The organism is Roseomonas aerilata DSM 19363 (assembly GCF_000711725.1).
Classification (GTDB): domain Bacteria; phylum Pseudomonadota; class Alphaproteobacteria; order Acetobacterales; family Acetobacteraceae; genus Roseomonas; species Roseomonas aerilata.
Window position 1 is genome coordinate 342,221 of record NZ_JONP01000001.1, and the last position, 20,547, is coordinate 362,767.

Consider the following 20,547-nt stretch of genomic DNA (forward strand, 5'->3'; position numbering starts at 1 on the left):
GGGAAGCGCATGGCGTACGAGGAGTATGTGGGCCGCGAGGAGGTGCGGGAGGACCGCGCCGACCCGAGACTGGCTGTCGGGCTGGCGGCGACGCTGGGGCGGCCGCTGGAGGGGGACGAATGGGGCCCCCTCTGGCACTGGATGCTGTTCCAGGACTGGCGGATGCCCGGGGAGATCGGGCCGGATGGGCACCCCCGGCGCGGGGGCTTCCTGCCGCCGGTGCACGACCTGCCGCGGCGGATGTGGGCGGGCGGGCGCGTGAGCTTCCGGGCACCGCTGCGCACGGGGGACTCGGTGCGGCGGGTGAGCACCATTCTTTCCGTGAAGGAGAAGTCGGGCGGCTCGGGGCGGCTGGTCTTCGTCACGGTCGGGCATGTGCTGCACGGGCCGGCGGGCGTGCTGGTCGAGGAGGAGCAAGACATCGTCTATCGCGGGGCGGAGGGCGCCGCGGTGAAGGCGGCGCCGGCCGCCCCGGCCTGGGAGGGAGCGCTGGAGGCGTCCCTGGTGCCGGACCCGGTGATGCTGTTCCGCTACTCGGCGCTGACGGGGAATGGGCACCGCATCCACTACGACCATCCCTATGTAACGGGGGAGGAGGGGTATCCCGGACTGGTGGTGCACGGGCCGCTGCAGGCGACGATGCTGGCGCGGCACGCGCTGGACCTGGCAGGGCCCGGTGCCGCTCTGGGGCGCATCGCTTACCGGGGGAAGAGGCCCTGCTTCGATGGGCGGCCACTGCGGCTGCTCGGGCGGCTGGAGGCGGAGGGCGTCGTCCGGCTGGAGACGCGGGACGAGACGGGCGCGACCTGTCAGGAGGCCGAGGCCGTCCTTGTCCGGCGATAAGGCGACCGCGCCCGCCAGCTTCGCGGCAGGGCTGCCCGAGGAGGCGCTGCGGGGGATCGGCCTGATCGCGGCGGGGTTCGGGATCGTCACGATCTCGGACGCCGCCGTGAAATGGGTGCTGCCGGAGATCGGGGTTGCCGTCGCGATGATGGTGCGCGGCGCGCTCGGTGCGATGACCGTGCTGGTGCTGGCGGGCGGGCTGCGGGTGCGGGCCGTGAACAAGCGGCTGGTGGCGGCACGGAGCCTGCTGCACTGCGCGGTGACCGTGACCTTCTATCTTGCCTGGTCGCGGGGGATGCCGCTCGGGGACAGCTACGCCGTCGCGGCCGTGGCGCCGCTGGCGATGACCGTGCTGGCCATTCCGCTGCTGGGGGAGAGCGTGGGATGGCGGCGCTGGCTCTCGACCCTCGTCGGCTTCGGGGGCGTGCTGGTGATGGCGCAGCCGGGCGGCGACCTCTGGCGCTGGGAAGCGGCGGTGCTGCTGGGCGGCGTCGTCTTCATGGCGGTGACGCGGATCTGGACGCGGGTGCTGGCGCTGACGGACCGGCCGGCGACGATCGCCTTCTGGCTGATGGTCGCGCATATCCCCTTCGGGCTCGCGGTGCTTCCCTTGTTCCCGGCGATCGGCTGGCCCTCGCTCAGCGGGTGGATCGCGATCCTTTTCGTCGGTATCGGGAACGGCTCGGCGCATTTCCTCTTCGCGCGGGCCTTCGCGCTGGCGCCGGTCGGGGTGCTGGCGCCCTTCGAGTACTCGACGCTCGTGATGGGCACCTTCGTGGGCGTGCTCGTCTGGGGGGACGTGCCATCCTGGGCCACGGTGGCTGGCGCCGCGGTGGTGGTGGCTGCAGGGCTCTATAATTTGCGGCGGGCGCAGATCAGGGCGCGGGAGGCGCGGGCCAGGGCGGCCCTCGCACGCGGCTGATGGTGCTGCGACACGACATGCGCCGCGGGGCGCTGCTGATGCTCGGCGCAACCGCCTGCTTCGCGCTGATGGGCGCGGTGGTGAAGGTGCTGAGCGCGCGGCACGCTTTCCTGGAGCTGATGTTCTTCCGCAACCTCTTCTCCCTGCCGATCGTGCTGGTGGCGGGGCTGCGTACCGGGGCCTTGCTGCGGACGCGGCGCCTGGGCGGGCACGCGGTGCGCGCGCTTTCCGGTATGGCGGGGATGGGCTGCGCCTTCCTCGCGCTGTCGATGCTGCCGCTCGCGGACCAGACGGCGCTGAACTACACGCAGCCGCTTTTCATCATCCTGCTGGCCATTCCCTGGCTGGGGGAGCGGCCGGGGCCGGCGCGCTGGGCGGCGGTGCTGATCGGATTCCTCGGCGTGCTGGTGGTCGCAGCGGGGCAGGGGCTGGGGCAGGGCGCGGCGGCCGGGTTGCTGGCTGGATATGCGGTGGCGGCGCTCGGCGGGTTCTTTGGGGCGCTCTCGACCATGCTGGTGCGCCAGCTCTCGGCGACGGAGGCGAGCACGACCATCGTGCTCTGGCAGGCGCTGCTGATGACCGGGATGGCGGCGATCGCGCTGCCCTTCTTCTGGACGACGCCCGGCTGGGCGGACCTTGCGCTGCTGGTGCTGATGGGCGTGATCGGCGGCGTGGGGCAGGTGCTGAACACCGAGGCCTTCGCGAGCGCGCAGGTCTCCTCCCTCGGGCCTTATACCTACACGGGGTTGCTCTGGGCGGGGCTGCTGGGCTGGATGATCTGGGGCGAGGCGCCGGGGGCCGCGATGCTGCTCGGCAGCGCCCTGATCGTGGGGGCGGGGTTCCTCGTGCTGCGCGGCGAGTACCGGGGCAGGAAGCCCCGCGGAGGAGAGCATGGGTCCTGAGTTCCGGCGCGACGATTCCCTGGCACCCGGAGAGGTGGAGTGGGTGGCGCCGGGAGTGCGGCGCATCCTCTGCGGCAATCCCGGGCCCTTCACCTATCGCGGCACGAACACCTACCTCCTCGGCCGGAGGGAGGTGACGGTGCTGGACCCCGGGCCCGCGGATGACGCGCAGCTGGCGGCCATCCTGCGGGCGGTGGACGGGGAGCGGGTGACGCGCATCCTCGTCTCCCACACGCATCGGGACCACTCGCCGGGGGTGGCGCCGCTGGTGGCGGCCACGGGCGCGGAGACGCTGGGCTTCGGGCCGCACATGACCCCGCCGGAGGAGGGTGGGGAAGGGGCGGACCACGCCTTCGTGCCGGAGCGGCGGCTGGCGGATGGCGAGGCGGTGGAGGGCGACGGGTGGCGCGTCGTGGCGCTGCACACGCCCGGCCATTGCGCGAACCACCTCTGTTTCGCCCTGGAGGCGGACCCGGCGCTGGCGCCCGAGGGAGTGCTGTTCAGCGCCGACCACGTGATGTCCTGGTCCACCAGCGTCGTCTCGCCGCCCGACGGGAACATGGCGGACTACATGCGCTCGCTGGAGCGGGTGGCGGAGCGGAAGGACCGCCTGCTGCTGCCGGGGCACGGGCCGGCGCATGACGATCCCGTCCCCTTCATCGCGGCGCTCCTCGCCCATCGGCGGGAGAGGGAGGCGAGGGTGCTGGAGGCGCTGCGGGCGGCCGGCGGCGCCACGACGGCGGCGGCGCTGGTACCGGCCGTCTATGGGCCGGCGCTGGAGCAGCGGCTGATGCCTGCCGCCGCGCGGAGCCTGCTGGCGCATCTGGTGAAGCTGGCGGAGGAGGGCCTGGCGGTGCGGGAGGGGGAGCTGTTCCGGCGGGTCTGAGGCGTGCTGGTCGGTCGCCGGCTATCCCATTCTCTCAAGCCGCCGGGTATCGCGGCCCTGGTACCAGACGAGGGGGCGGGTTTCGCGCTCCGGTTCCGGCAGGGCCATGAGGTCGCGGAACTCGGCGAGGACCCGGGCGGTGATGGGGGCGAGGTCGTGGGGCGGGGTTTCTGCGACGGGGTAGTAGGCGAGATGTTCGAGTTCTCCGCTGCCGCCGAAGGTGCCGGTCGCGGTCTCGGCCGGGGCCATGAGGAAGCGGGCGTTGAAGCGCACCGGGCTCATGGCGGGGGTGAGGGCGCGGCAGAGATAGCGCAGGGGCGCGAGTTCCGCGTGCAGGCGCCCGGCCTCGAGGGTGCCGAGGAGAAGGCCGGTCTCCTCGTGCAGCTCCCGCACGGCGGCGATGGCGATGGCGCGGGCGAGGCGCGGTGCGGCGCGGTGCTCGAGTGCGCGGCGGGTCTGGGGGTGGAGTTCCGAGGCGGCGGGGGCGCTGCGATCCTCCCGGTCCACCCGCCCGCCGGGGAAGACCAAGCGGTTGGGCATGAAGCGGTGTTTCACGCTGCGGACGCCCATCAGAACCTCGAGGCCGCTCGCGCCCTGCCGCCATAGAAGGAGCGTGGCAGCATCCCGCGGGCGCGCCACCCTTTCAGGCCGGGCCTCGCCGGTCGCGGTGAAATCGGTAGGACGCATGGGTTCGGGCAAGGCGCGTCCTCTTCGATGGGCCGGCGCGGTTCTAGGGCGGGGCGGTGGGCGGGGGAAGCGGGGGCGGGCAACCGCGAACGCCTCGCAAGTGGTTGTTTTCGGGTGCCGCCGGGGGGGTGGCGCCTTGACAGGAACGGGGGGCAGACGCATTTCCTGCCCATACCGGACCGCAGGGGTCGGGTATCCATCCAGTGGTTGGGATCGCCCACCGTGTTGCGTCTTTCCAAATTGGCGGATTACGCGGTCGTCCTTCTCGCCCGGCTGGGGCAGGAAGATGGGCTGCACACCGCACCGGCGCTCGCCTCGGCCACCGGCATTGCCGAGCCGACGGTCGCGAAGGTGCTCCGGATGCTCTCGCAGGCCTCCCTGGTCGAGGCCCAGCGGGGCGCGCGGGGCGGGCACCGGTTGGCCAAGCCGATCTCGGCCATCCCGCTCTCGGACGTGATCGTTGCCATGGATGGGCCGATCGCGTTGACAGCCTGCGTGGACGGGGCCGTGGGCGGCTGCGAGGCGGAGGGACATTGCCCCGTGCGCGGCCGCTGGGATCCCGTGAACGAGGCGGTGCGCGCCGCGCTCTCCGCCGTGACCATCGCCGACCTCGCGCGGCCGAGCTGCAACGAACGGCACCGCCACGCGCCCGTTTTTCCTCCTGCCACTGGACCGGCCCTGGGGCCCTCCCCTTTGGCCGCCGAGTAAGGGACAGAGAATGCCCGCCGTCGAAGAGACCCTCGATACCGTCCGTGACGCCACGCAGGGCGCCTATAAGTGGGGGTTCGAGACAGATATCGAGATGGAGTTCGCCCCCAAGGGGCTGAACGAAAGCATCGTGCGCTTCATCTCCGCCAAGAAGGGCGAGCCGGAATGGCTGCTCGACTGGCGCCTGCGCGCCTTCGAGGCCTGGAAGGGCATGGAGGAGCCGCGCTGGCCCTCCGTGACCTATCCGCCGATCGACTACCAGGACGCCTTCTACTACGCGGCGCCGAAGGAGAAGGCCGGGCCGAAGTCGCTCGACGAGGTCGATCCCGAGCTGCTGAAGACCTATGCCAAGCTGGGCATTCCGCTGCGCGAGCAGGCGATCCTGGCGGGGGTCGAGGGCGCGGGCCAGGTGCCGGCCGAGGGCGGGCGCATGCCGGTGGCCGTCGACGCGGTGTTCGACAGCGTCTCGGTAGCGACGACTTATCGCGAGCGGCTGGAGAAGGACGGGATCATCTTCTGCCCGATCTCGGAGGCCGTGCATAAGCACCCCGAGCTGGTGAAGCGCTATCTCGGCTCCGTCGTGCCGCACACGGACAACTTCTTTGCGGCGCTGAACAGCGCGGTCTTCACGGATGGCAGCTTCGTCTACATCCCCAAGGGCGTGCGCTGCCCGATGGAGCTGTCCACCTATTTCCGCATCAATGCGAAGAGCACGGGGCAGTTCGAGCGGACGCTGATCATCGCGGACGAGGGCTCGACCGTCTCCTACCTCGAGGGCTGCACGGCGCCGCAGCGCGACGAGAACCAGCTGCACGCGGCGGTGGTGGAGCTGGTGGCGCTCGACGACGCCTCCATCAAGTACAGCACGGTGCAGAACTGGTACCCCGGCGACGAGAATGGGGTGGGCGGCATCTACAACTTCGTCACGAAGCGGGCGGCCTGCCGCGGCAAGCGGAGCAAGGTTTCCTGGACGCAGGTTGAGACGGGCTCGGCCATTACCTGGAAGTACCCGTCCTGCATCCTGCAGGGCGAGGAGTCGGTGGGTGAGTTCTACTCCGTCGCCATCACCAACAATCATCAGCAGGCCGATACCGGCACGAAGATGATCCACCTGGGCAAGAACACGCGCAGCACGATCGTCTCGAAGGGGATCTCCGCCGGTAAGGGCCAGAACACCTATCGCGGCCTCGTGCGGATCAGCCCGAAGGCGACGAACGCGCGGAACTTCACGCAGTGCGACAGCCTGCTGATCGGCGATCTCTGCGGCGCGCACACGGTTCCCTATATCGAGAACCGCTGCATGACCGCGAAGACCGAACACGAGGCGACGACGTCCCGCATCGCGGAGGACCAGCTCTTCTACTGCCGGCAGCGCGGGCTGTCGCAGGAGGACGCTGTGGGCCTGATCGTGAACGGCTTCTGCCGCGAGGTGCTCAAGGAACTGCCGATGGAATTCGCGGTCGAAGCGCAGAAGCTGCTTCAGATCAGCCTGGAAGGGAGCGTCGGCTAGTCATGCTGCGCATCGAGAACCTTACTGCCGAGATCGAGGGCAAGGAGATCCTCAAGGGGATCACGCTGGAGGTGCCGGATGGCGAGGTGCACGCCATCATGGGGCCGAACGGCGCCGGCAAGTCCACGCTTTCCTACGCGCTCGCGGGGCGCGAGGGCTACGAGATCACGGGCGGCTCCGTGACGCTGAACGGCCAGGACCTGCTGGGGATGGAACCGGAGGAACGGGCCGCTGCCGGGCTGTTCCTTGCCTTCCAGTACCCGGTGGAGTTGCCGGGCGTCGGCAACGCCAACTTCCTCCGCACGGCGCTGAACGCCATTCGCCGCACGCGCGGCGAGGCGGAAGTGGACGCGATGCAGTTCCTCAAGCTGGCGCGCGCGCGCATGAAGGAGCTGTCCATGCCCGAGGACATGCTCAAGCGCGGCGTGAATGTTGGCTTCTCCGGCGGCGAGAAGAAGCGGAACGAGGTTCTGCAGATGGCGCTGCTGCAGCCGAAGATCGCGATCATGGACGAGACCGACAGCGGCCTCGACATCGACGCGCTGCGGATCGTGGCCGACGGCGTGAACGCGCTTCGTGGGCCCGGTTTCTCGGCCCTGGTGATCACGCATTACCAGCGGCTTCTGAACCATATCGTGCCTGACCGGGTGCACGTGCTGGCCGATGGCCGCATCGTGACCTCCGGCGGGCCGGAACTGGCGCATCGCCTCGAAGCCGAGGGCTACGCGGGCGTGCTGGACGAGGCCGCATGAACATCGATTCCCCGCAGGGCAACGCGGCGGCCTTCCTGCACCGTTACGACGGGCTGGCGGAGCGGCTGCCGGGCGCGTCCATCCCGACGGTGCGCGCGCTGCGCGACGCCGCGGCGGAAACGCTGCGCGCGGGCGGGCTGCCGAACCGTCGTGTAGAGGCGTGGCGCTACACCGATCTCTCCCCGATGCTGCGCGCGGAGTTCCGCGAGGCGCTGACGGCGGTGGACCGCGCCGTGCCGCTTCCGGCGGCGCGGGCGGAGCGGCGCGCGGTCTTCGTGGACGGGCGGTTCCGGGAGGACCTTTCCTCTCTCGATGGACTGGTCGCGGCTTCGCTGGCCGAGGTGATCGCGACGGTGGCGGGACGGCTGAACACGGTTGCTTCTGCCTCCCAGCCGATGGTCACGCTGAACACGCTGCTGTTCGAGGACGGGCTGGTGCTGGAGGTGCCGGAAGGCGTGGACGCGGGGCGGCTGGAGCTGCTCTCGGTTGCCTCTGGCGAGACGGCGAGCACGGTGCATCCGCGCCATCTCGTGCGGCTCGGGCGCGGGGCGCGGCTGGTGCTACTCGAGACGGCAATCTCGAGTAACGGCGCGCGGCACCTGCACAACCCGGTGTTCGAGATCGAAGTGGCGCAGGACGCGAAGCTCACCCATGTGCGCGTGCAGCGGGAGGCGGCGAATGCCTATCACCTCGCGCATCTCGGCGTGCGCGTGGAGGAGGGCGGAACCTATGACGGCTTCGTCCTGAACGCGGGTGGGCGGATCAGCCGGAGCGAGACGCATCTGGCGCTGCTCGGGCCGCGAGCGGCGGCGCACCTGAATGGGGCGCAGCTTGTGGCGGATGGGCAGCTGGCGGACACGACTACGGCGCTCGACCACACGGCGCCGAACTGCGCCTCCCGCCAGACGGTGAAGACGGTGCTGGCGGGGCGTTCGCGCGGCGTGTTCCAGGGCAAGATCCTGGTGAGGCGCGAGGCGCAGAAGACCGATGGCTACCAGATGAACCAGGCGCTGCTGCTGTCGGAGGAGGCGGAGATCGACAGCAAGCCGCAGCTTGAGATCTACGCCGACGACGTGAAGTGCAGCCACGGCGCGACAGCCGGGGCGCTGGACGCCGACAGCCTGTTCTATCTCCGCGCCCGCGGCATCCCCGCGGATACGGCCCGCTCCATGCTCGTGCGCGCCTTCCTGCAGGAAGCGGTCGAGGTGGTGGAGGACGAGCCCGCGCGCGAGGCGCTGGAAGAGGCGGTGGCAGGCTGGTGGGACCAGCATGGGAAGGCTGCGTGATGGACGGCACTCTTCGCCCGGCGCTCGACGTGCAGCGGGTGCGGCAGGATTTCCCGATCCTGTCCACCAAGGTTCATGGCAAGCCGCTGGTGTTCCTTGACTCCGGTGCCTCCGCGCAGAAGCCGCGCGTGGTGCTGGATGCGATGCTGCGGATGATGGAGACCTCCTACGCGAATGTGCATCGCGGGGCCTATCACCTGAGCGAGGCATCGACAGCGGCCTACGAGGCGGCGCGCGAGGCGGTGGCGCGCTTCCTGAACGCCGGCGATGCGCGGGAGGTGATCTTCACCGCGAACAGCACCGCCGCGATCAACCTTGTCGCGCATTCCTATGGGCGCGGGGTGATGCGGCCTGGGCAGGCGGTCGTGGTTTCCGAGATGGAGCACCACGCGAACTTCGTGCCCTGGCAGATGCTCTCCCAGGCGCATGGGATTGAGCTGCGGATCTGTAACGTGCTCGATTCCGGCGAGCTGGACATGGCGGACCTTGAGGCGAAGATCACTGACGGGAAGGTCGGGCTGGTCGCGGTCACGCATATGTCCAACGTGCTGGGCACGGTGACGCCGGCCGCGCGGATCGCGGCGCTGGCGCATGCGCACGGTGCGAAGGTGCTGTTCGACGGGTCGCAGGCGGTGGTTCACCGGCGCGTGGACGTGCGGGCACTGGAAGCGGATTTCTACGTCTTCACGGGGCACAAGCTCTACGGTCCGACGGGAATTGGCGTGCTCTGGGGGCGGATGTCGCTGCTCGACGAGATGCCGCCCTTCATGGGCGGCGGCGACATGATCTCCGAGGTGACCCGGGAAGGTTTCAAGCCTGCCCCGGTGCCGGCGAAGTTCGAGGCGGGTACGCCGGCGATCGTTGAGGCGGTTGGGCTGCACGCGGCGATCGACTACGTCACAAGCATCGGCATGGAGGCCATCGAGGCGCATGAGCGCTCGTTGGTGGATCATGCGATGGCGAAGCTCTCGGCGATCGAAGACCTCACGGTCATCGGGCGGGCGCAGGACCGGGGCGGGGTGTTCTCCTTCGCGCTGGGCAACGCGCACGCGCACGACCTTTCCACGTTGCTCGACCGCGTGGGGATCGCGGTGCGCGCGGGGCGGCACTGCGCGGAGCCGCTGCACGTGCGGATCGGGCATGACAGCACCTGCCGTGCGTCCTTCGGCATGTACACGACGCATGAGGAGGTCGATTTCCTGGCGGAGGCGTTGAACTCTGCGCGGAGGTTCTTCACCTGATGTTCGACGACCTGCGGGACCTCTACCAGGAGGTCATCCTCGACCACGGGCGCAAGCCGCGGAATTTCCGGCGGCTGGACGGGCCCGACCTTTCGGCCCGCGGGGACAACCCGATGTGCGGCGATCGGATGGAGCTGTTCCTCGACATGGAGGGGGATCGCATCGCCGATGTGGCCTTCCAGGGGAAGGGCTGCGCGATCTCGATGGCGAGCGCCTCGCTGATGACCGAGACGGTCAAGGGCAAGACGCCGGACGAGGCGCGCGGCATGGCGGCGCGCTTCCGCGAGATGGCGATAACCGGCACCTGCCCGGATTGCGGCGGGGCGCTGGAGGACGAGATGGACCGCCTGCAGGCGCTGTCGGGCGTCCATGAGTTTCCCAGCCGCGTGAAGTGCGCGACGCTGGCCTGGCACACCCTCAACACCGCCCTTTCCGGCGGGAAGGAGGCTTCGAGTGAGTGAACCGATCACCGCGCAGGGCGGCACGCACGAGGCCTGGTCGCCGGACGGGCCGATCCCGCCGACGCGGGTGAGCGAGGTCGCGGTGCTGGACGCGATCAAGACCGTTTTCGACCCGGAGATTCCCGTCGACATCTATGAGCTCGGTCTCGTCTATGCCGTGGAGATCACGGACGAGGGCGCGGTGCGGATCGAGATGACGCTCACCACGCCCTCCTGTCCCTCGGCGCAGGAATTGCCGGGGATGGTGGAGCAGGCGGTGAAGGTGGTCCCGAACGTTTCCTCCGTGGCGGTCGAGATCGTCTGGGATCCGCCCTGGGATCCGTCCCGCATGAGCGAGGACGCGAAGCTCGCGTTGAACATGTACTGACAGGGGGCTGGAAATGAGCACGACCACCACTGACGCCCCGCGGCCGCGCCGCGCGCTGCCGCCGCTGATGTCGCTGTCGGATGCGGCGGCGGAGCGGCTGCGCTCGCTCTACGCGAAGGCCCAGGGCGGGAAGCTGCTGCGCGTGGCGGTCTCCACCAAGGGCTGCTCGGGCATGTCCTATCAGATCGACTGGGTGGATGCCGCCGGGCCCGGCGACGAGACCGTGACGGACAAGGGCGTGACGGTGCTCGTGGACCGCAAGGCGACCTTGTTCCTGATCGGGACGGTAATGGATTACGAGAAGAAGGCCATGTCCGCTGGCTTCACCTTCACCAACCCGAACGAGAAGGGCCGCTGCGGTTGCGGGGAGAGCTTCCACGTCTGAGAGGAGGTGGCGCCGGGGCTCAGTCGATCGAGCGCCCGGCGAGGCGGGTGTGCCAGGAGGCGATCTGGCGCGCGATTTCCCCGGCGGTGCGGGCCGCGTCGAAGGTGACGGGCTCGACCGAGAGCGCTTCCAGGCGGGCTGACCAGGCAGGGTCTCGGCCGGTCTCCGCGGCCGCGGTGGCAAGGCGCTGGGCGGCCGGTGCGTCCAGATTGGGCGGGGCGAAGAGGCCCCACCATGGAACGAGGTCCACCGAGGGGTAACCAAGTTCTTCGGTCGTGGGGACGTCCGGCAGGTCCGCGTGGCGTTGCGGGTTGGTCGTTGCGAGCGCCCGGGCGCGGCCGTCCTCCAGCAGCGGCCTCGCGACGCCGGTGAGGGCCGGAAGGAAGGCGACCTCGCCGGTCAGGAGCCCGTTCAGGGCGGGACCGCCCCCGCGATAGGGCACATGGGTGAGCATGACCTTGGCGGCATCCGCGAGGGCGAGGCCCGCGAGATGCGGGTCGGTGCCCGCGCCCGGGGTGCCGTAGGGAAGCGCACTCGACCGGGCCGCGGCGACGAGGTCTTCCAGCCGGCGGTAGGGCGAGGCGGCGGGAACGACGAAGAGGATTGCCTGCCGCGCGATGGTCGCGATAGGCGTGAGGTCCCGTTCCGGGTCGTAGGGCGGGGGCGGCTGCAGTGCGGGAAGCACGACGATGGCCGGGGACGAGGTGAAGAGGAGCGTGTAGCCGTCGCCACGCGCGCGGGCGACGGCGGCGGTGCCGATGGCGCCCGACGCCCCGGCGCGGTTCTCGACGACGACGCTGCCGCCGAGGATCTCGCCCAGCCGGACTGCGAGGATTCGGGCGATGAGATCGGTGCCGCCGCCGGGCGCGAAGGGAACGACGAGGCGGATGGGGCGGGAGGGATAGGGATCGGGCTGCGCGCGCGCCGCGCCAGCCGCCCCCGCCGCGAGGCTGCCGAGGAGGAAGGCGCGTCGCGGGGCGCGGGTCACCCCGCCGTGGCCTTGGCGAAGGCCGGGCGGGCGGCGATGCGGGCGCGCCAGGCTTCCAGCGCGGGGAGCGGCGGGCGCTCGATCGGGAAGTCGAGGCAGCGGGCGACGATGGGCGCGAGCGCGATGTCGGCCAGCGTCATGCGGCCCAGCGCGAGCCACTCGGCCGTTGCGAGCTGCCCATCGAGGATCGAGAGCAGGCCGTTGATCTCGCCGAGCTGCGCCGCGAAGTCGGGTGCGCGCTCGGCGCGTGCCTTCTTGGCCTCGCGGAACATGACGAGATAGGGGGCGTTGAGCTGGGCGAGGAGCCAGTCCATCCAGCGCTCCACTTCGCTGCGCTCCGCGGGCGTGGTGCCGTGCATCTCCGGCGCGTGGCTGGACGCGAGGTAGCGGAGGATGGTGTTGGACTCCCAGACCACGACCTCGCCGTCCACGAGGGTCGGCACCTTGGAGTTCGGGTTCATCGCCTTGTATTGCGGGGTGGCGGTGTTGCCGAACTGGCGGCCGTAGTCCTCACGCTCGTAGGGCGTGCCGGTTTCCTCGAGGAGGAAGAGGACCTTCTGCACGTTCCCGGAGGTCGCGCGTCCCAGCAGCTTCAGCATTCTGTTCCCCTTACTTCTCGCGCGGCGCGTAGGCGATCGCGTCCATCTCGATTTTCGTGCTGATGACAGCCCGCGCCTGCACGGTGGTGCGCGCGAGGGTCGCGTCCTTGAAGTGCTCGGCGAAGACCTTGTTATAGCGGCCGAAGTCGCGCGTATCCTCGAGGTAGGTCGTCACGCGCACGACGTCGGCGAGCGTCAGGCCTTCCGCCTCCAGCACGCGCGCAATGGAGAGGCAGGTCCACTTCGTCTCCTCCTCGATCGTGCCGGAGATCATGTTGCCCTCCGCGTCCTTGGCGACCTGGCCGGAGACGAAGACGAAGTCGCCCGCGCGCACGGCGGGGTGGAAAGGCAGGTTCGGATTCTTCTTCCCGATGGGGTAGACGTCGTCGCGCGGCACTCGGCGGTTCCTCTCAGCTGATGAGGGGGGATTCGAGGATCTGCACCCCGGCCACGCGGTCCACGAGGTAGATGAGGCCGCGGTCGTCGATGGTGACGTCGTTGGAGGAGGCGCGGTCGGCGCCCGGGGCGGGAGCGGGCACGTGGTGGCCGACTTCCTGGGGCGCGAAGGGGTCGGAAAAGTCCACGATACGCAGGCCCATGGCGAACCAGGCGCAGGGCAGCACCGTGCCGCGGAAGACCTCGGAGGGCTGGTGGCAGCCGGTCATCGCCGGCTGCGGCGCGCCGTCGGGGTCGAGGCCGGGCACCTGGAAGGTGGAGATCGCCGTCGGGTTCGTCTCGTCAGTGATGTCGTAGAACCAGAGGAAGGAGGGCGCGGCGGGGTAGAGCTTCGCCACGTCCTCATCCGCCACGATGAGGATGCGGCGACCCTTCACGGGCTCGGGCACCGGCATGCAGGTGTGGGTCGGGTGCGGGAAGGCGGCGGAGGTGTTGACGTGGGCGACAGGACGCGGGTTCGCCATGTCGGAGATGTCCAGCGTCCACATCCCGTGGTGCCAGTAGGAGACGTAGAGGCGGTCGCCGAGGCGCATCGGGTGGTGGCAGCGCGGCGTCGGCCAGCCCTCGGGCATGTCGTCGCGCTCGCCGCCGGCGGCGTGCTGACCGGGCGCCCACCAGCGCATGATCTCGCGCGGGCGGGCGGGATCGGAGAGGTCAAGGATGGCGGGGAAGTTACCGACATAACCAGCCTCCGTCGCCGAGACATAGGCGAGGGTGCCGTCGAAGGTGAAGCGGTGCACGCCCTTGCCGGACATGGCGACCTTCGTGATCTCGCGCGGGTTCGCGGGGTCGCGAACGTCGTAGATCATCATGCCGGCGCCGAACTCCTCGTTCCCGGGGCCGAACTTCTCGTGGTTCACGAGCATCAGCCCGTTGGCCGCGCGCACCTTGTGCGAGTGCCAGCCGGCGGGGATCGGGATGTGGTGGAGCACGCGGGGGTTCCGCGGGTCCGCGATGTCCACGACCGTCGTGCCGTGCGGCGGGCGCATATGGGCGACGTAGAGGGTGTTCCCGTCCACCCAGACCTGCCCGCCGCCGGGCAGGTCGAGATGGGAGAGGAGCGAGACGTTCCGGCTGCCGGAGAGAACGCTTTCAGGCAAGCCGCGATACCTCGCCGTTGGCTGCGCGGCCCCACTTCCGGTAGAGGGAGAAGGCTTTCTGCGCGGGCTCGTCGCTGGCGACGAAGAGGATGGCGGGCTCGGTCGCGGAGCCGTTCACGTGCTCGCACCAGCAGCCGCCAGGCACCGCCATGGTGTCGAACTCGCGCCAGTCGAGCCGCTTGCCATCCACGATGGAGTGGCCCGCGCCCCGGAAGGGGGCGACGAGAAGGCTGGCGGTCTGGCGCAGCGGCAGGGTGCGCTCGCCGGGGCGGAGCATCTGGGCGAAGAAGGTGATGGTCTTGAACACGGGCCCGCCCGTGGTGGGGTCCACGTATTCCACCATGATGGCCTCGTGCGGGTCGCCGTCCCAATCGGCGTGACGGTCGAGAAGGGCCTGCATCGCCTCCCACCGGTAGACGTACATGGGCGAGGAGTGGCCGGCGCCGCGCACATGGTTCACGAAGCGCGGCTGCATGCCCCCCGTGCCGTAGATCCGCTGGGAGTAGTCGTCCGGGAAGCGGGCGGACTGCTTCTTCACCACCGCCTCGTCCTCGACATAGTGGTGGTCGAAGGAGACGGCGTTGAGCGTCTCGACCAGCGGCAGGTCGAGGACGGAGAGGTTGATCGCGGGCTCGTCGCCGACGGTGCCGTGGTTGTGCCAGGTGTCGATCGGGGTCAGCACCATGTCGCCGGGGCCGAAGACGATGTCCTCGCCCTCCACCCCCGTGAAGTTGCCCTTGCCCGTCAGGCCGAAGCGGATGGCGCTCGGCGTGTGCTTGTGGGGGGGCATGATCTCGTTGGGGTCGTTCAGCCGGTAGGCCGTGTACATCGTGGAAACCGAGGCGCGCTGCGGGGCGAGGCCGGGATTCACGAGGATGAGCGAGCGCCGGTCGCTGTCGGCGGTGGAGACAAGCTCGGCGGAGCGGCGGAGGATCGGCTCGATGTCGTCGGCGAAGGACCAGAGGTGCGGCACCGCCTTCCGCGTCGCCATGAGCTGGCGGATCTCGTCGTGGTCCGTGTCCTTCGAGGTCGCCCAAAAGGGAAAGAGGTGATGCCGCGCGAGGTCCTCGTAGAGGCCGCGGAGCGCGGCCTCACGGTTGGCGTCGGGCCCCTGCGAGGAGGCCGGGGGCAGGTTCGTGTCCATGGGACCTCCGCGAAGGGGTGACCGTGATGCAACCGTAGGGCCGACCAATGGTAACCGGCAAGGAGAAATGGTCGAGATTCTCAGAGGGCGGCGCGTGGGGCGGGCTGGCGGCCGAGGATGAGGTCGGAGGCGCGCTCCGCGATCATGATGACGGCGGCGTTGATGTTGCCGGAGACAGTCGCGGGAATGGCGGAGGCGTCCACCACGCGCAGACCCTCCACGCCACGCACGCGCAGGTCTCCGCCGAGCACCGCGCGCTCCTCGGTGCCCATGGCGCAGGTCCCGAGCGGGTGGTGCACGGTGATCGCGGTGGCGCGGACATGGGCATCGAGGTCGGCGTCGGAGCCGCGTCCCTCGCCGGGCACGGCCTCCCGCGCGCGGAAGGGGGCCATGGAGGGTTGCGCCATGGTCTCGCGGATCATGCGAAGGCCTTCGCGCAGCCGAGTGCGGTCGCGCTCGGTAGAGAGGAAGTTCTGTCGGATGCGCGGTGGGGCGAAGGGGTCGGCGGAAGACAGCGCGATCTGGCCTTCACTTTCGGGGTGGAGGAGCACCGCGCGGCAGCCGAAGCCGTCCGGGAAGGGGCGGCGGAGCCAGGGCTGGGCGGTGAAGGGCGCGGCGGTGAGGAGGAACTGCAGGTCCGGCGCCGCGCCGGCCGTGCTGCTGCGTAGGAAGGCGGTGATGCCCCCGGGCACGTCGCTCGCGATGCCGGTGCCGCGAAGATAAGCTCGGGCGACGGAGAGGCCGATGCGATCGGCGCGCATGGCCCGCGGGAAGGGGCCAGGGACGCCGCGCGCATAGGGCAGCATGACCGAGACGTGGTCCCGGAGGTTGCGGCCGACGCCGGACAGTGGAACGCGAACCGGGATGTCGAGGCGCCGCAGCGTCTCCGGGTCGCCGAGGCCGGAAAGCATCAAGAGCTGGGGCGAGTTGATGGCGCCGCCCGAGAGGATCACCTCCCGCCCCGCGCGGGCGGTACGGGTTTCGCCGCCCTGGCGATAGGTGACGCCGACGCAGCGCCCGCCCTCGAAAAAGAGGCCGGTGGCGTGGGCGCGCACGACGATGCGCGCCCGGCCGCTCTTCATCGCCGGCCGAAGATAGGCGGTGGCGGCGGAGGAGCGGCGGCCGTTGCGGATGGTCATCTGCAGGGTGCCGAAGCCCTCCTGCCGCGCGCCGTTGTAGTCGTCGGTCCAGCCGAAGCCGGCGTCGCGGCCAGCCGCGGCGAAGGCGTCGAGCAGCGGGTCGGCGTAGCCGCACGGCTTCGTGCCAAGGGGGCCCTCGCCGCCGCGATAGGTGTCAGCACCACCCGACCAGGTTTCCTGCCGGCGGAAGTATGGGAGGACGGAGGCGTAGTCCCATCCGGGCAGGCCGCGCGCGGCCCAGCCATCGTAGTCGGCGCGGTTGCCGCGCACATAGGCCATGGCGTTGGTGGAGGAGGATCCGCCGACGACCTTGCCGCGCGCGCACTCGACGGCACGGCCGCCGACGGACTCCTCGGGCTCGCAGTCGTAGCCCCAGTCGTGCTTGCGCTGCTGGAGGATGCGACCCCAGCCAAGAGGGATGTGGATCCAGGGATCGCGGTCCCAGCCGCCGGCCTCCAGCAGGAGGACGCTGGCGCCGCCTTCCGAGAGGCGCCGCGCGAGGGTGCAGCCTGCCGAGCCCGCGCCGACGATGACGTAGTCCTGCTCCAACCGACCGCTCCCGAGAGGTGCTGAACGGGATCATCCATCGCAACCACTTGTCAACCAAACTCGTCAATGGTTACCCTGGGGTGGAAAGCATGAAGGGGCGTGGATGAAGGGCTCGGACCCGGCGGAGGCCGACAGCGCGCTCGTCGCGACCATCCGCTCCATCGTCGCCTCGGGTGGGCCGCTCCCGGCGGAACGCGTGCTGGCCGAGAGGCTGGCGGTAAAGCGCCACCGGCTTCGCAGCGCGCTTGAGTTGCTGCGCAATGCCGGCGAGATCGAGCCGGCGCGGCCGGGGCGGCGGGGGAGCCTGCGGTCGGACGACCTGGTACCGCTGACCAATCCGGTGGAGGTGACGGAGCTTCGGCTTCTGCTCGAACCGGGCCTGGCGCGGCTGGCGGCGGTGCGCGCCTCACCGGTCGAGGTCGCGCGCGTGCTGCGGGCTGCGACCACGCCGAGCGGGGAGGGGGCGGGGAAAGTCGATCTTGCCTTCCATCTTGCCGTGGCGGCGGCGGCGCGCAACGCGCTGGCGGCGGAGCTCTACGCCCTCGTCAGGCGGGTGGGACGCGACGTGCGGGTGGCGATCGCCGGCCGCACCGCTGCTTGCCCGAATGCGCTTCGCCAGCGCGACGCCGAGCACCAGGCGGTGGCCCGGGCCATCGCGGCGCGCGACCCCGATGCGGCGGAGAGCGCGATGCGGACCCATATGCTGGCGGTGCAGCGGCGGGTGGTCGAGCGCCTCTCGCCCGGCCTGACGGCGGCCTGAGCGGTGGACGCTACACCTTCCCCCCTCGTCGAGGCCCCTGGGGAGGTGCGGCTGCCGCGGGCCGTGCTGATCGTGGAGCAGGGCCTCGTCGGGCTTCTCGGCGTGCTGATGCTGTTCATCGTCGGGCTGAACGTCGCCAATGTAGCCGGGCGCTACATCTTCTCCATGCCCGTGCCGGCGGCGGACGAGATCATGACCTTCGCGATGGTGTGGGGGGTCTTCCTCGGTGCGGCGGTCGTCACGCTTCGCGGCACGCACTTGACCATGGACCTTTTCGTGGGGCTGTTGCCGGAGCGCGCGCGCCGCGCGGCCGAGGCCGTAGGGGCGCTCGCGCTGGTGGTGATCCTCGGTTTCATCGCGTTGCAGTCGCTCGAGTATCTCGATGTGATCGGGACGATCGGCCTGACCAGCATGGCCGCGGGCCTGCCAATGGCCTGGGTGCATGCTGCCATTCCCGTGGGTTTCGGCCTGATGGCTCTTGCCGCCCTGCTGCGGCTGTTCGGGCGGCGCGCATGACGGCGGCCCTCGTCGCCCTTCCGCTGGCGATGCTGGGCGCGGGCTTCCCGGTCTTCCTCGTGCTCCTCGCGGCGGCAACGGCCTACGCGGTCTTCGTCTCCGACGTGCCGCCGACGGTGCTGCACCAGGCGATGTTCGGCGGTGTCGATTCCTTCGCGCTTCTCTCGATCCCCTTCTTCCTCTTCGCGGGCGAGCTGATGACGAGCGGCGTGATCGCCCGCCGGATCGTGGCGCTCGTTGTCGCGGTGGTGGGGCGGCTGCCGGGATCGCTTGCCCTGGCGACGGTGGGGACCTCTACCATCGTTGGCGCCATTTGCGGGTCTTCCGCAGCGGCCACGGCGACGGTGGGGCGGATCCTCTACGTGCCGCTCCAGCAGGCTGGTTACTCGCGCCGCTTCGCCACGGGGGTGATCGCGGCCTCCGCCGGGATCGATGTCGTCATTCCGCCCTCCATCGCGATGATCCTCTACGGCGTGGTGGCGGAGGTCTCGGTGCCGAAGCTCTTCCTGGCGGGGGTGCTGCCGGGCCTGCTGCTGGCAGGATTCATGGCGCTGTTCATCATGGCCCATGCGGCGATCGCGCGGGTGGGCGGAACCTCGCCCTTCAGTCTCGCCGGGATCGGCGCGGCCCTGGTAAGGGCGCTCTGGGCACTCGGCATGCCAACGATCGTCTTCGTGGGCATCTATGGCGGCGTCTTCTCGCCGACGGAAGCGGCGGGGATCGCCTGCGTCTACGCGGCACTTGTCTCGGCGCTTGTGTACCGCGACATCGGGCCCCGCGCCCTGCTGCGCCTGGCGGCGGACGCCATGGTGCTGACGGCGCAGATCATGGTGATCGTGGCGGCGGCGGGCGTCTTTGCCTGGATGCTCACGACGTCGGGCACGCCGGCGCGCCTCGTTGCCTGGATCGCTGCGATGGATCTATCGCCCTGGCAGGTGCTGCTGGTGATCAACATCGTGCTGCTGATCGCCGGCTGCTTCATCGACCCGACCTCGGCGGTCCTTGTGCTCACGCCGTTGCTGCTGCCGATCGTGAAGCACGCGGGGATCGATCCCGTGCATTTCGGGATTGTCATGACGGTGAACCTCTCCATCGGGATGTTCACGCCGCCCTTCGGGCTGAACCTCTTTGTCATGCAGTCGCTTTTCAACGTGCCGACCGGTGATCTCTACCGCGGCGTGATGCCCTTCATCGCCGTTCAAGTCTCGGCTCTTGCGGTCGTGACCTATGTTCCCGCGATCTCGCTCATCCTCGTCGGGGGGTAGGCCCCGGCGAGACCGACAGGAGGCGTGACATGACCTGCATCACCCGCCGCGCCCTCGGCCGCACGGGACTTGGCGCCCTGGCGGCCCTGCCCTTGGCCAGGGCCGCCCGCGCGCAGGGAACTGCCATGAAGATGGCGAGCGCGACCGTGAACGACGTGCAGCACGAATGGCTCCGGCGCTACGACGCAGCCCTGAAGGCGCGACTGGGTGATCGCGTGAATGCCGAGATCTACCCCGCGAGCCAGCTCGGCGCGATCCCGCGCATGGTGGAAGGGCTGCTTCTCGGCACGATCGAATCCTTTGTCACGCCGACCTCCTTCGTCGTTCCCGTGGACCCGCGGATGCAGGTCTTCGATGCGCCGGGGCTTTTCCGCTCGCCCGAGCACCTTCAGCGCGTGATCACCGACCCGGAGACGCGCGCCCGTTCCCTCGCGCTATTGGAAGGACGGGGTGTGAAGGGGATCGGGATCTTCTACAACTCGCCCGTCGTCGTGCTCTCGCGGAAGCCGATAAGGACTCTCGCGGATTTAAGGGGGCAGAAGATCCGCACCTTCGCCTCGCCGCTGCAGACGCGGCCAATGGAGCATTTCGGTGCGACGCCGGTGCCAATGGCGCTCTCCGAGGTGATGCCGGCGCTCCAGTCGGGGGCGATCGACGGGCTGCTCGCGGGCATTCCCGTGCTCTCGGCGCTGCGTTACTACGATGTCGCGAAGACGGTGACCGAGATCCACCCGGCGATCGTCATCTCGGTCTTCCTCGTGAACAAGCGCTGGTACGACCGGCTTCCTGCCGATGTGCGGACAGCCATGGCGGAGGAGGGCGCGCGGGTGGATCGCGATATCTTCGCCTGGACGACGGGCGCGATCGACGAGGCGAACAAGGCGTGGACGGCGGGCGGGGGCGAGATCGTGCGGCTGCCCGCCGAGGAGCAGGAGCGGATGATGCGCGAGCTTTCCGTACTCGGGGAGGGCATCCTCGGCACCTCGGCGCCTGTGAAGGCGGAGTATGAGGCGCTGCGCCGCGCGGCCGAACGCCTGGCCTGAGGACAGGCGCCCTTGTGCGATGGCTGCGATGCCGAGCC

The 20,547-nt window shown here is 70.1% G+C and carries 23 protein-coding genes; 16 read left to right on the top strand and 7 right to left on the bottom strand.

What is annotated here, in order from left to right; translation table 11 throughout:
• Positions 1-9 precede the first annotated feature (9 nt).
• Genes BO39_RS01625 through BO39_RS01640 form a run of 4 tightly spaced genes read left to right on the top strand, consistent with a single transcriptional unit; the run spans position 10 to position 3,553 of the window.
• The gene (locus tag BO39_RS01625) at positions 10-843 is read left to right on the top strand and encodes an HTD2 family dehydratase (protein WP_043829300.1); all 834 of its coding nucleotides are present in this window, start codon (positions 10-12) and stop codon (positions 841-843) included.
• Positions 830-1,765, top strand: coding sequence for a DMT family transporter (locus tag BO39_RS01630; RefSeq protein ID WP_245614889.1), 936 nt, complete (start codon positions 830-832; stop codon positions 1,763-1,765). Before BO39_RS01625 ends, BO39_RS01630 begins: the two co-directional genes overlap by 14 nt.
• Positions 1,765-2,667 carry a DMT family transporter gene (locus BO39_RS01635; protein WP_156963370.1) on the top strand — a complete coding sequence of 301 codons (903 nt, stop codon included), beginning with the start codon at positions 1,765-1,767 and terminating at the stop codon, positions 2,665-2,667. Before BO39_RS01630 ends, BO39_RS01635 begins: the two co-directional genes overlap by 1 nt.
• Positions 2,657-3,553 (top strand): MBL fold metallo-hydrolase, encoded by an 897-nt coding sequence (locus BO39_RS01640; protein ID WP_043829302.1) that lies wholly within the window; start codon positions 2,657-2,659, stop codon positions 3,551-3,553. Before BO39_RS01635 ends, BO39_RS01640 begins: the two co-directional genes overlap by 11 nt.
• A 21-nt stretch (positions 3,554-3,574) precedes the next feature.
• Here the strand turns inward: BO39_RS01640 and BO39_RS01645 are convergent, their stop codons facing one another.
• Entirely contained in the window at positions 3,575-4,252 is a 678-nt protein-coding gene (locus BO39_RS01645; protein ID WP_245614891.1) for an NUDIX hydrolase, read from the bottom strand.
• A gap of 210 nt (positions 4,253-4,462) precedes the next feature.
• Here BO39_RS01645 and BO39_RS01650 point away from each other — a divergent pair, with 210 nt between their 5' ends.
• From BO39_RS01650 to BO39_RS01685, 8 genes are read left to right on the top strand one after another with little or no spacing between them, the layout of a single operon-like run.
• Positions 4,463-4,948, top strand: coding sequence for an SUF system Fe-S cluster assembly regulator (locus tag BO39_RS01650; RefSeq protein WP_043829304.1), 486 nt, complete (start codon positions 4,463-4,465; stop codon positions 4,946-4,948).
• A gap of 10 nt (positions 4,949-4,958) precedes the next feature.
• Complete coding sequence (gene sufB / locus BO39_RS01655) at positions 4,959-6,458, top strand: Fe-S cluster assembly protein SufB (RefSeq protein ID WP_043829307.1); 1,500 nt, start codon at positions 4,959-4,961, stop codon at positions 6,456-6,458.
• Positions 6,459-6,460: 2 nt separating this feature from the next.
• The gene (gene sufC / locus BO39_RS01660) at positions 6,461-7,210 is read left to right on the top strand and encodes a Fe-S cluster assembly ATPase SufC (RefSeq protein ID WP_043829309.1); all 750 of its coding nucleotides are present in this window, start codon (positions 6,461-6,463) and stop codon (positions 7,208-7,210) included.
• A complete protein-coding gene (gene sufD / locus BO39_RS01665) occupies positions 7,207-8,496 on the top strand; it encodes a Fe-S cluster assembly protein SufD (protein ID WP_043829311.1) in 1,290 nt (429 codons plus the stop codon). Before sufC ends, sufD begins: the two co-directional genes overlap by 4 nt.
• Positions 8,496-9,737, top strand: a complete 1,242-nt coding sequence (locus BO39_RS01670) for an aminotransferase class V-fold PLP-dependent enzyme (protein WP_043829313.1) — start codon at positions 8,496-8,498, stop codon at positions 9,735-9,737. Before sufD ends, BO39_RS01670 begins: the two co-directional genes overlap by 1 nt.
• Positions 9,737-10,198 (top strand): Fe-S cluster assembly sulfur transfer protein SufU, encoded by a 462-nt coding sequence (sufU, locus tag BO39_RS01675; protein WP_043829315.1) that lies wholly within the window; start codon positions 9,737-9,739, stop codon positions 10,196-10,198. The genes BO39_RS01670 and sufU overlap by 1 nt, the downstream gene beginning before the upstream one ends.
• Positions 10,191-10,565: an SUF system Fe-S cluster assembly protein gene (locus tag BO39_RS01680; protein ID WP_043829318.1), complete on the top strand. Its 375-nt coding sequence runs from the start codon at positions 10,191-10,193 to the stop codon at positions 10,563-10,565. The genes sufU and BO39_RS01680 overlap by 8 nt, the downstream gene beginning before the upstream one ends.
• 13 nt (positions 10,566-10,578) lie before the next feature.
• Entirely contained in the window at positions 10,579-10,950 is a 372-nt protein-coding gene (locus BO39_RS01685; RefSeq protein ID WP_043829320.1) for a HesB/IscA family protein, read from the top strand.
• Positions 10,951-10,969: 19 nt separating this feature from the next.
• Here BO39_RS01685 and BO39_RS01690 read toward each other — a convergent pair whose 3' ends face one another.
• The 6 genes from BO39_RS01690 to BO39_RS01715 form a co-directional block, all read right to left on the bottom strand.
• Positions 10,970-11,938, bottom strand: coding sequence for a Bug family tripartite tricarboxylate transporter substrate binding protein (locus BO39_RS01690; protein ID WP_052401297.1), 969 nt, complete (start codon positions 11,936-11,938; stop codon positions 10,970-10,972).
• Entirely contained in the window at positions 11,935-12,537 is a 603-nt protein-coding gene (locus BO39_RS01695; RefSeq protein ID WP_043829322.1) for a glutathione S-transferase family protein, read from the bottom strand. Before BO39_RS01695 ends, BO39_RS01690 begins: the two co-directional genes overlap by 4 nt.
• 10 nt (positions 12,538-12,547) lie before the next feature.
• On the bottom strand, positions 12,548-12,934 hold the full coding sequence (locus tag BO39_RS01700) for a RidA family protein (RefSeq protein ID WP_052401298.1): 387 nt from the start codon (positions 12,932-12,934) through the stop codon (positions 12,548-12,550).
• A 13-nt stretch (positions 12,935-12,947) separates the two neighbouring features.
• Positions 12,948-14,093, bottom strand: coding sequence for an LVIVD repeat-containing protein (locus tag BO39_RS01705; protein WP_043829323.1), 1,146 nt, complete (start codon positions 14,091-14,093; stop codon positions 12,948-12,950).
• Positions 14,086-15,237 carry a cupin domain-containing protein gene (locus BO39_RS01710; protein ID WP_052401299.1) on the bottom strand — a complete coding sequence of 384 codons (1,152 nt, stop codon included), beginning with the start codon at positions 15,235-15,237 and terminating at the stop codon, positions 14,086-14,088. The genes BO39_RS01705 and BO39_RS01710 overlap by 8 nt, the downstream gene beginning before the upstream one ends.
• A gap of 80 nt (positions 15,238-15,317) precedes the next feature.
• Positions 15,318-16,925, bottom strand: a complete 1,608-nt coding sequence (locus tag BO39_RS01715) for a GMC family oxidoreductase (protein ID WP_043829324.1) — start codon at positions 16,923-16,925, stop codon at positions 15,318-15,320.
• A 103-nt stretch (positions 16,926-17,028) separates the two neighbouring features.
• On the opposite strand from BO39_RS01715, the gene BO39_RS01720 reads away from it, so the two are divergent.
• The 4 genes from BO39_RS01720 to BO39_RS01735 are packed head-to-tail and all read left to right on the top strand — an operon-like array spanning position 17,029 to position 20,509.
• Positions 17,029-17,685: a FadR/GntR family transcriptional regulator gene (locus BO39_RS01720; RefSeq protein ID WP_043829326.1), complete on the top strand. Its 657-nt coding sequence runs from the start codon at positions 17,029-17,031 to the stop codon at positions 17,683-17,685.
• Between the two features lie 3 nt (positions 17,686-17,688).
• Positions 17,689-18,201, top strand: a complete 513-nt coding sequence (locus BO39_RS29550; protein ID WP_156963372.1) for a TRAP transporter small permease — start codon at positions 17,689-17,691, stop codon at positions 18,199-18,201.
• Positions 18,198-19,466, top strand: coding sequence for a TRAP transporter large permease (locus tag BO39_RS01730; protein ID WP_043829328.1), 1,269 nt, complete (start codon positions 18,198-18,200; stop codon positions 19,464-19,466). Before BO39_RS29550 ends, BO39_RS01730 begins: the two co-directional genes overlap by 4 nt.
• 29 nt (positions 19,467-19,495) lie before the next feature.
• Positions 19,496-20,509 (top strand): TRAP transporter substrate-binding protein, encoded by a 1,014-nt coding sequence (locus BO39_RS01735; protein ID WP_052401301.1) that lies wholly within the window; start codon positions 19,496-19,498, stop codon positions 20,507-20,509.
• Positions 20,510-20,547 lie beyond the last annotated feature (38 nt).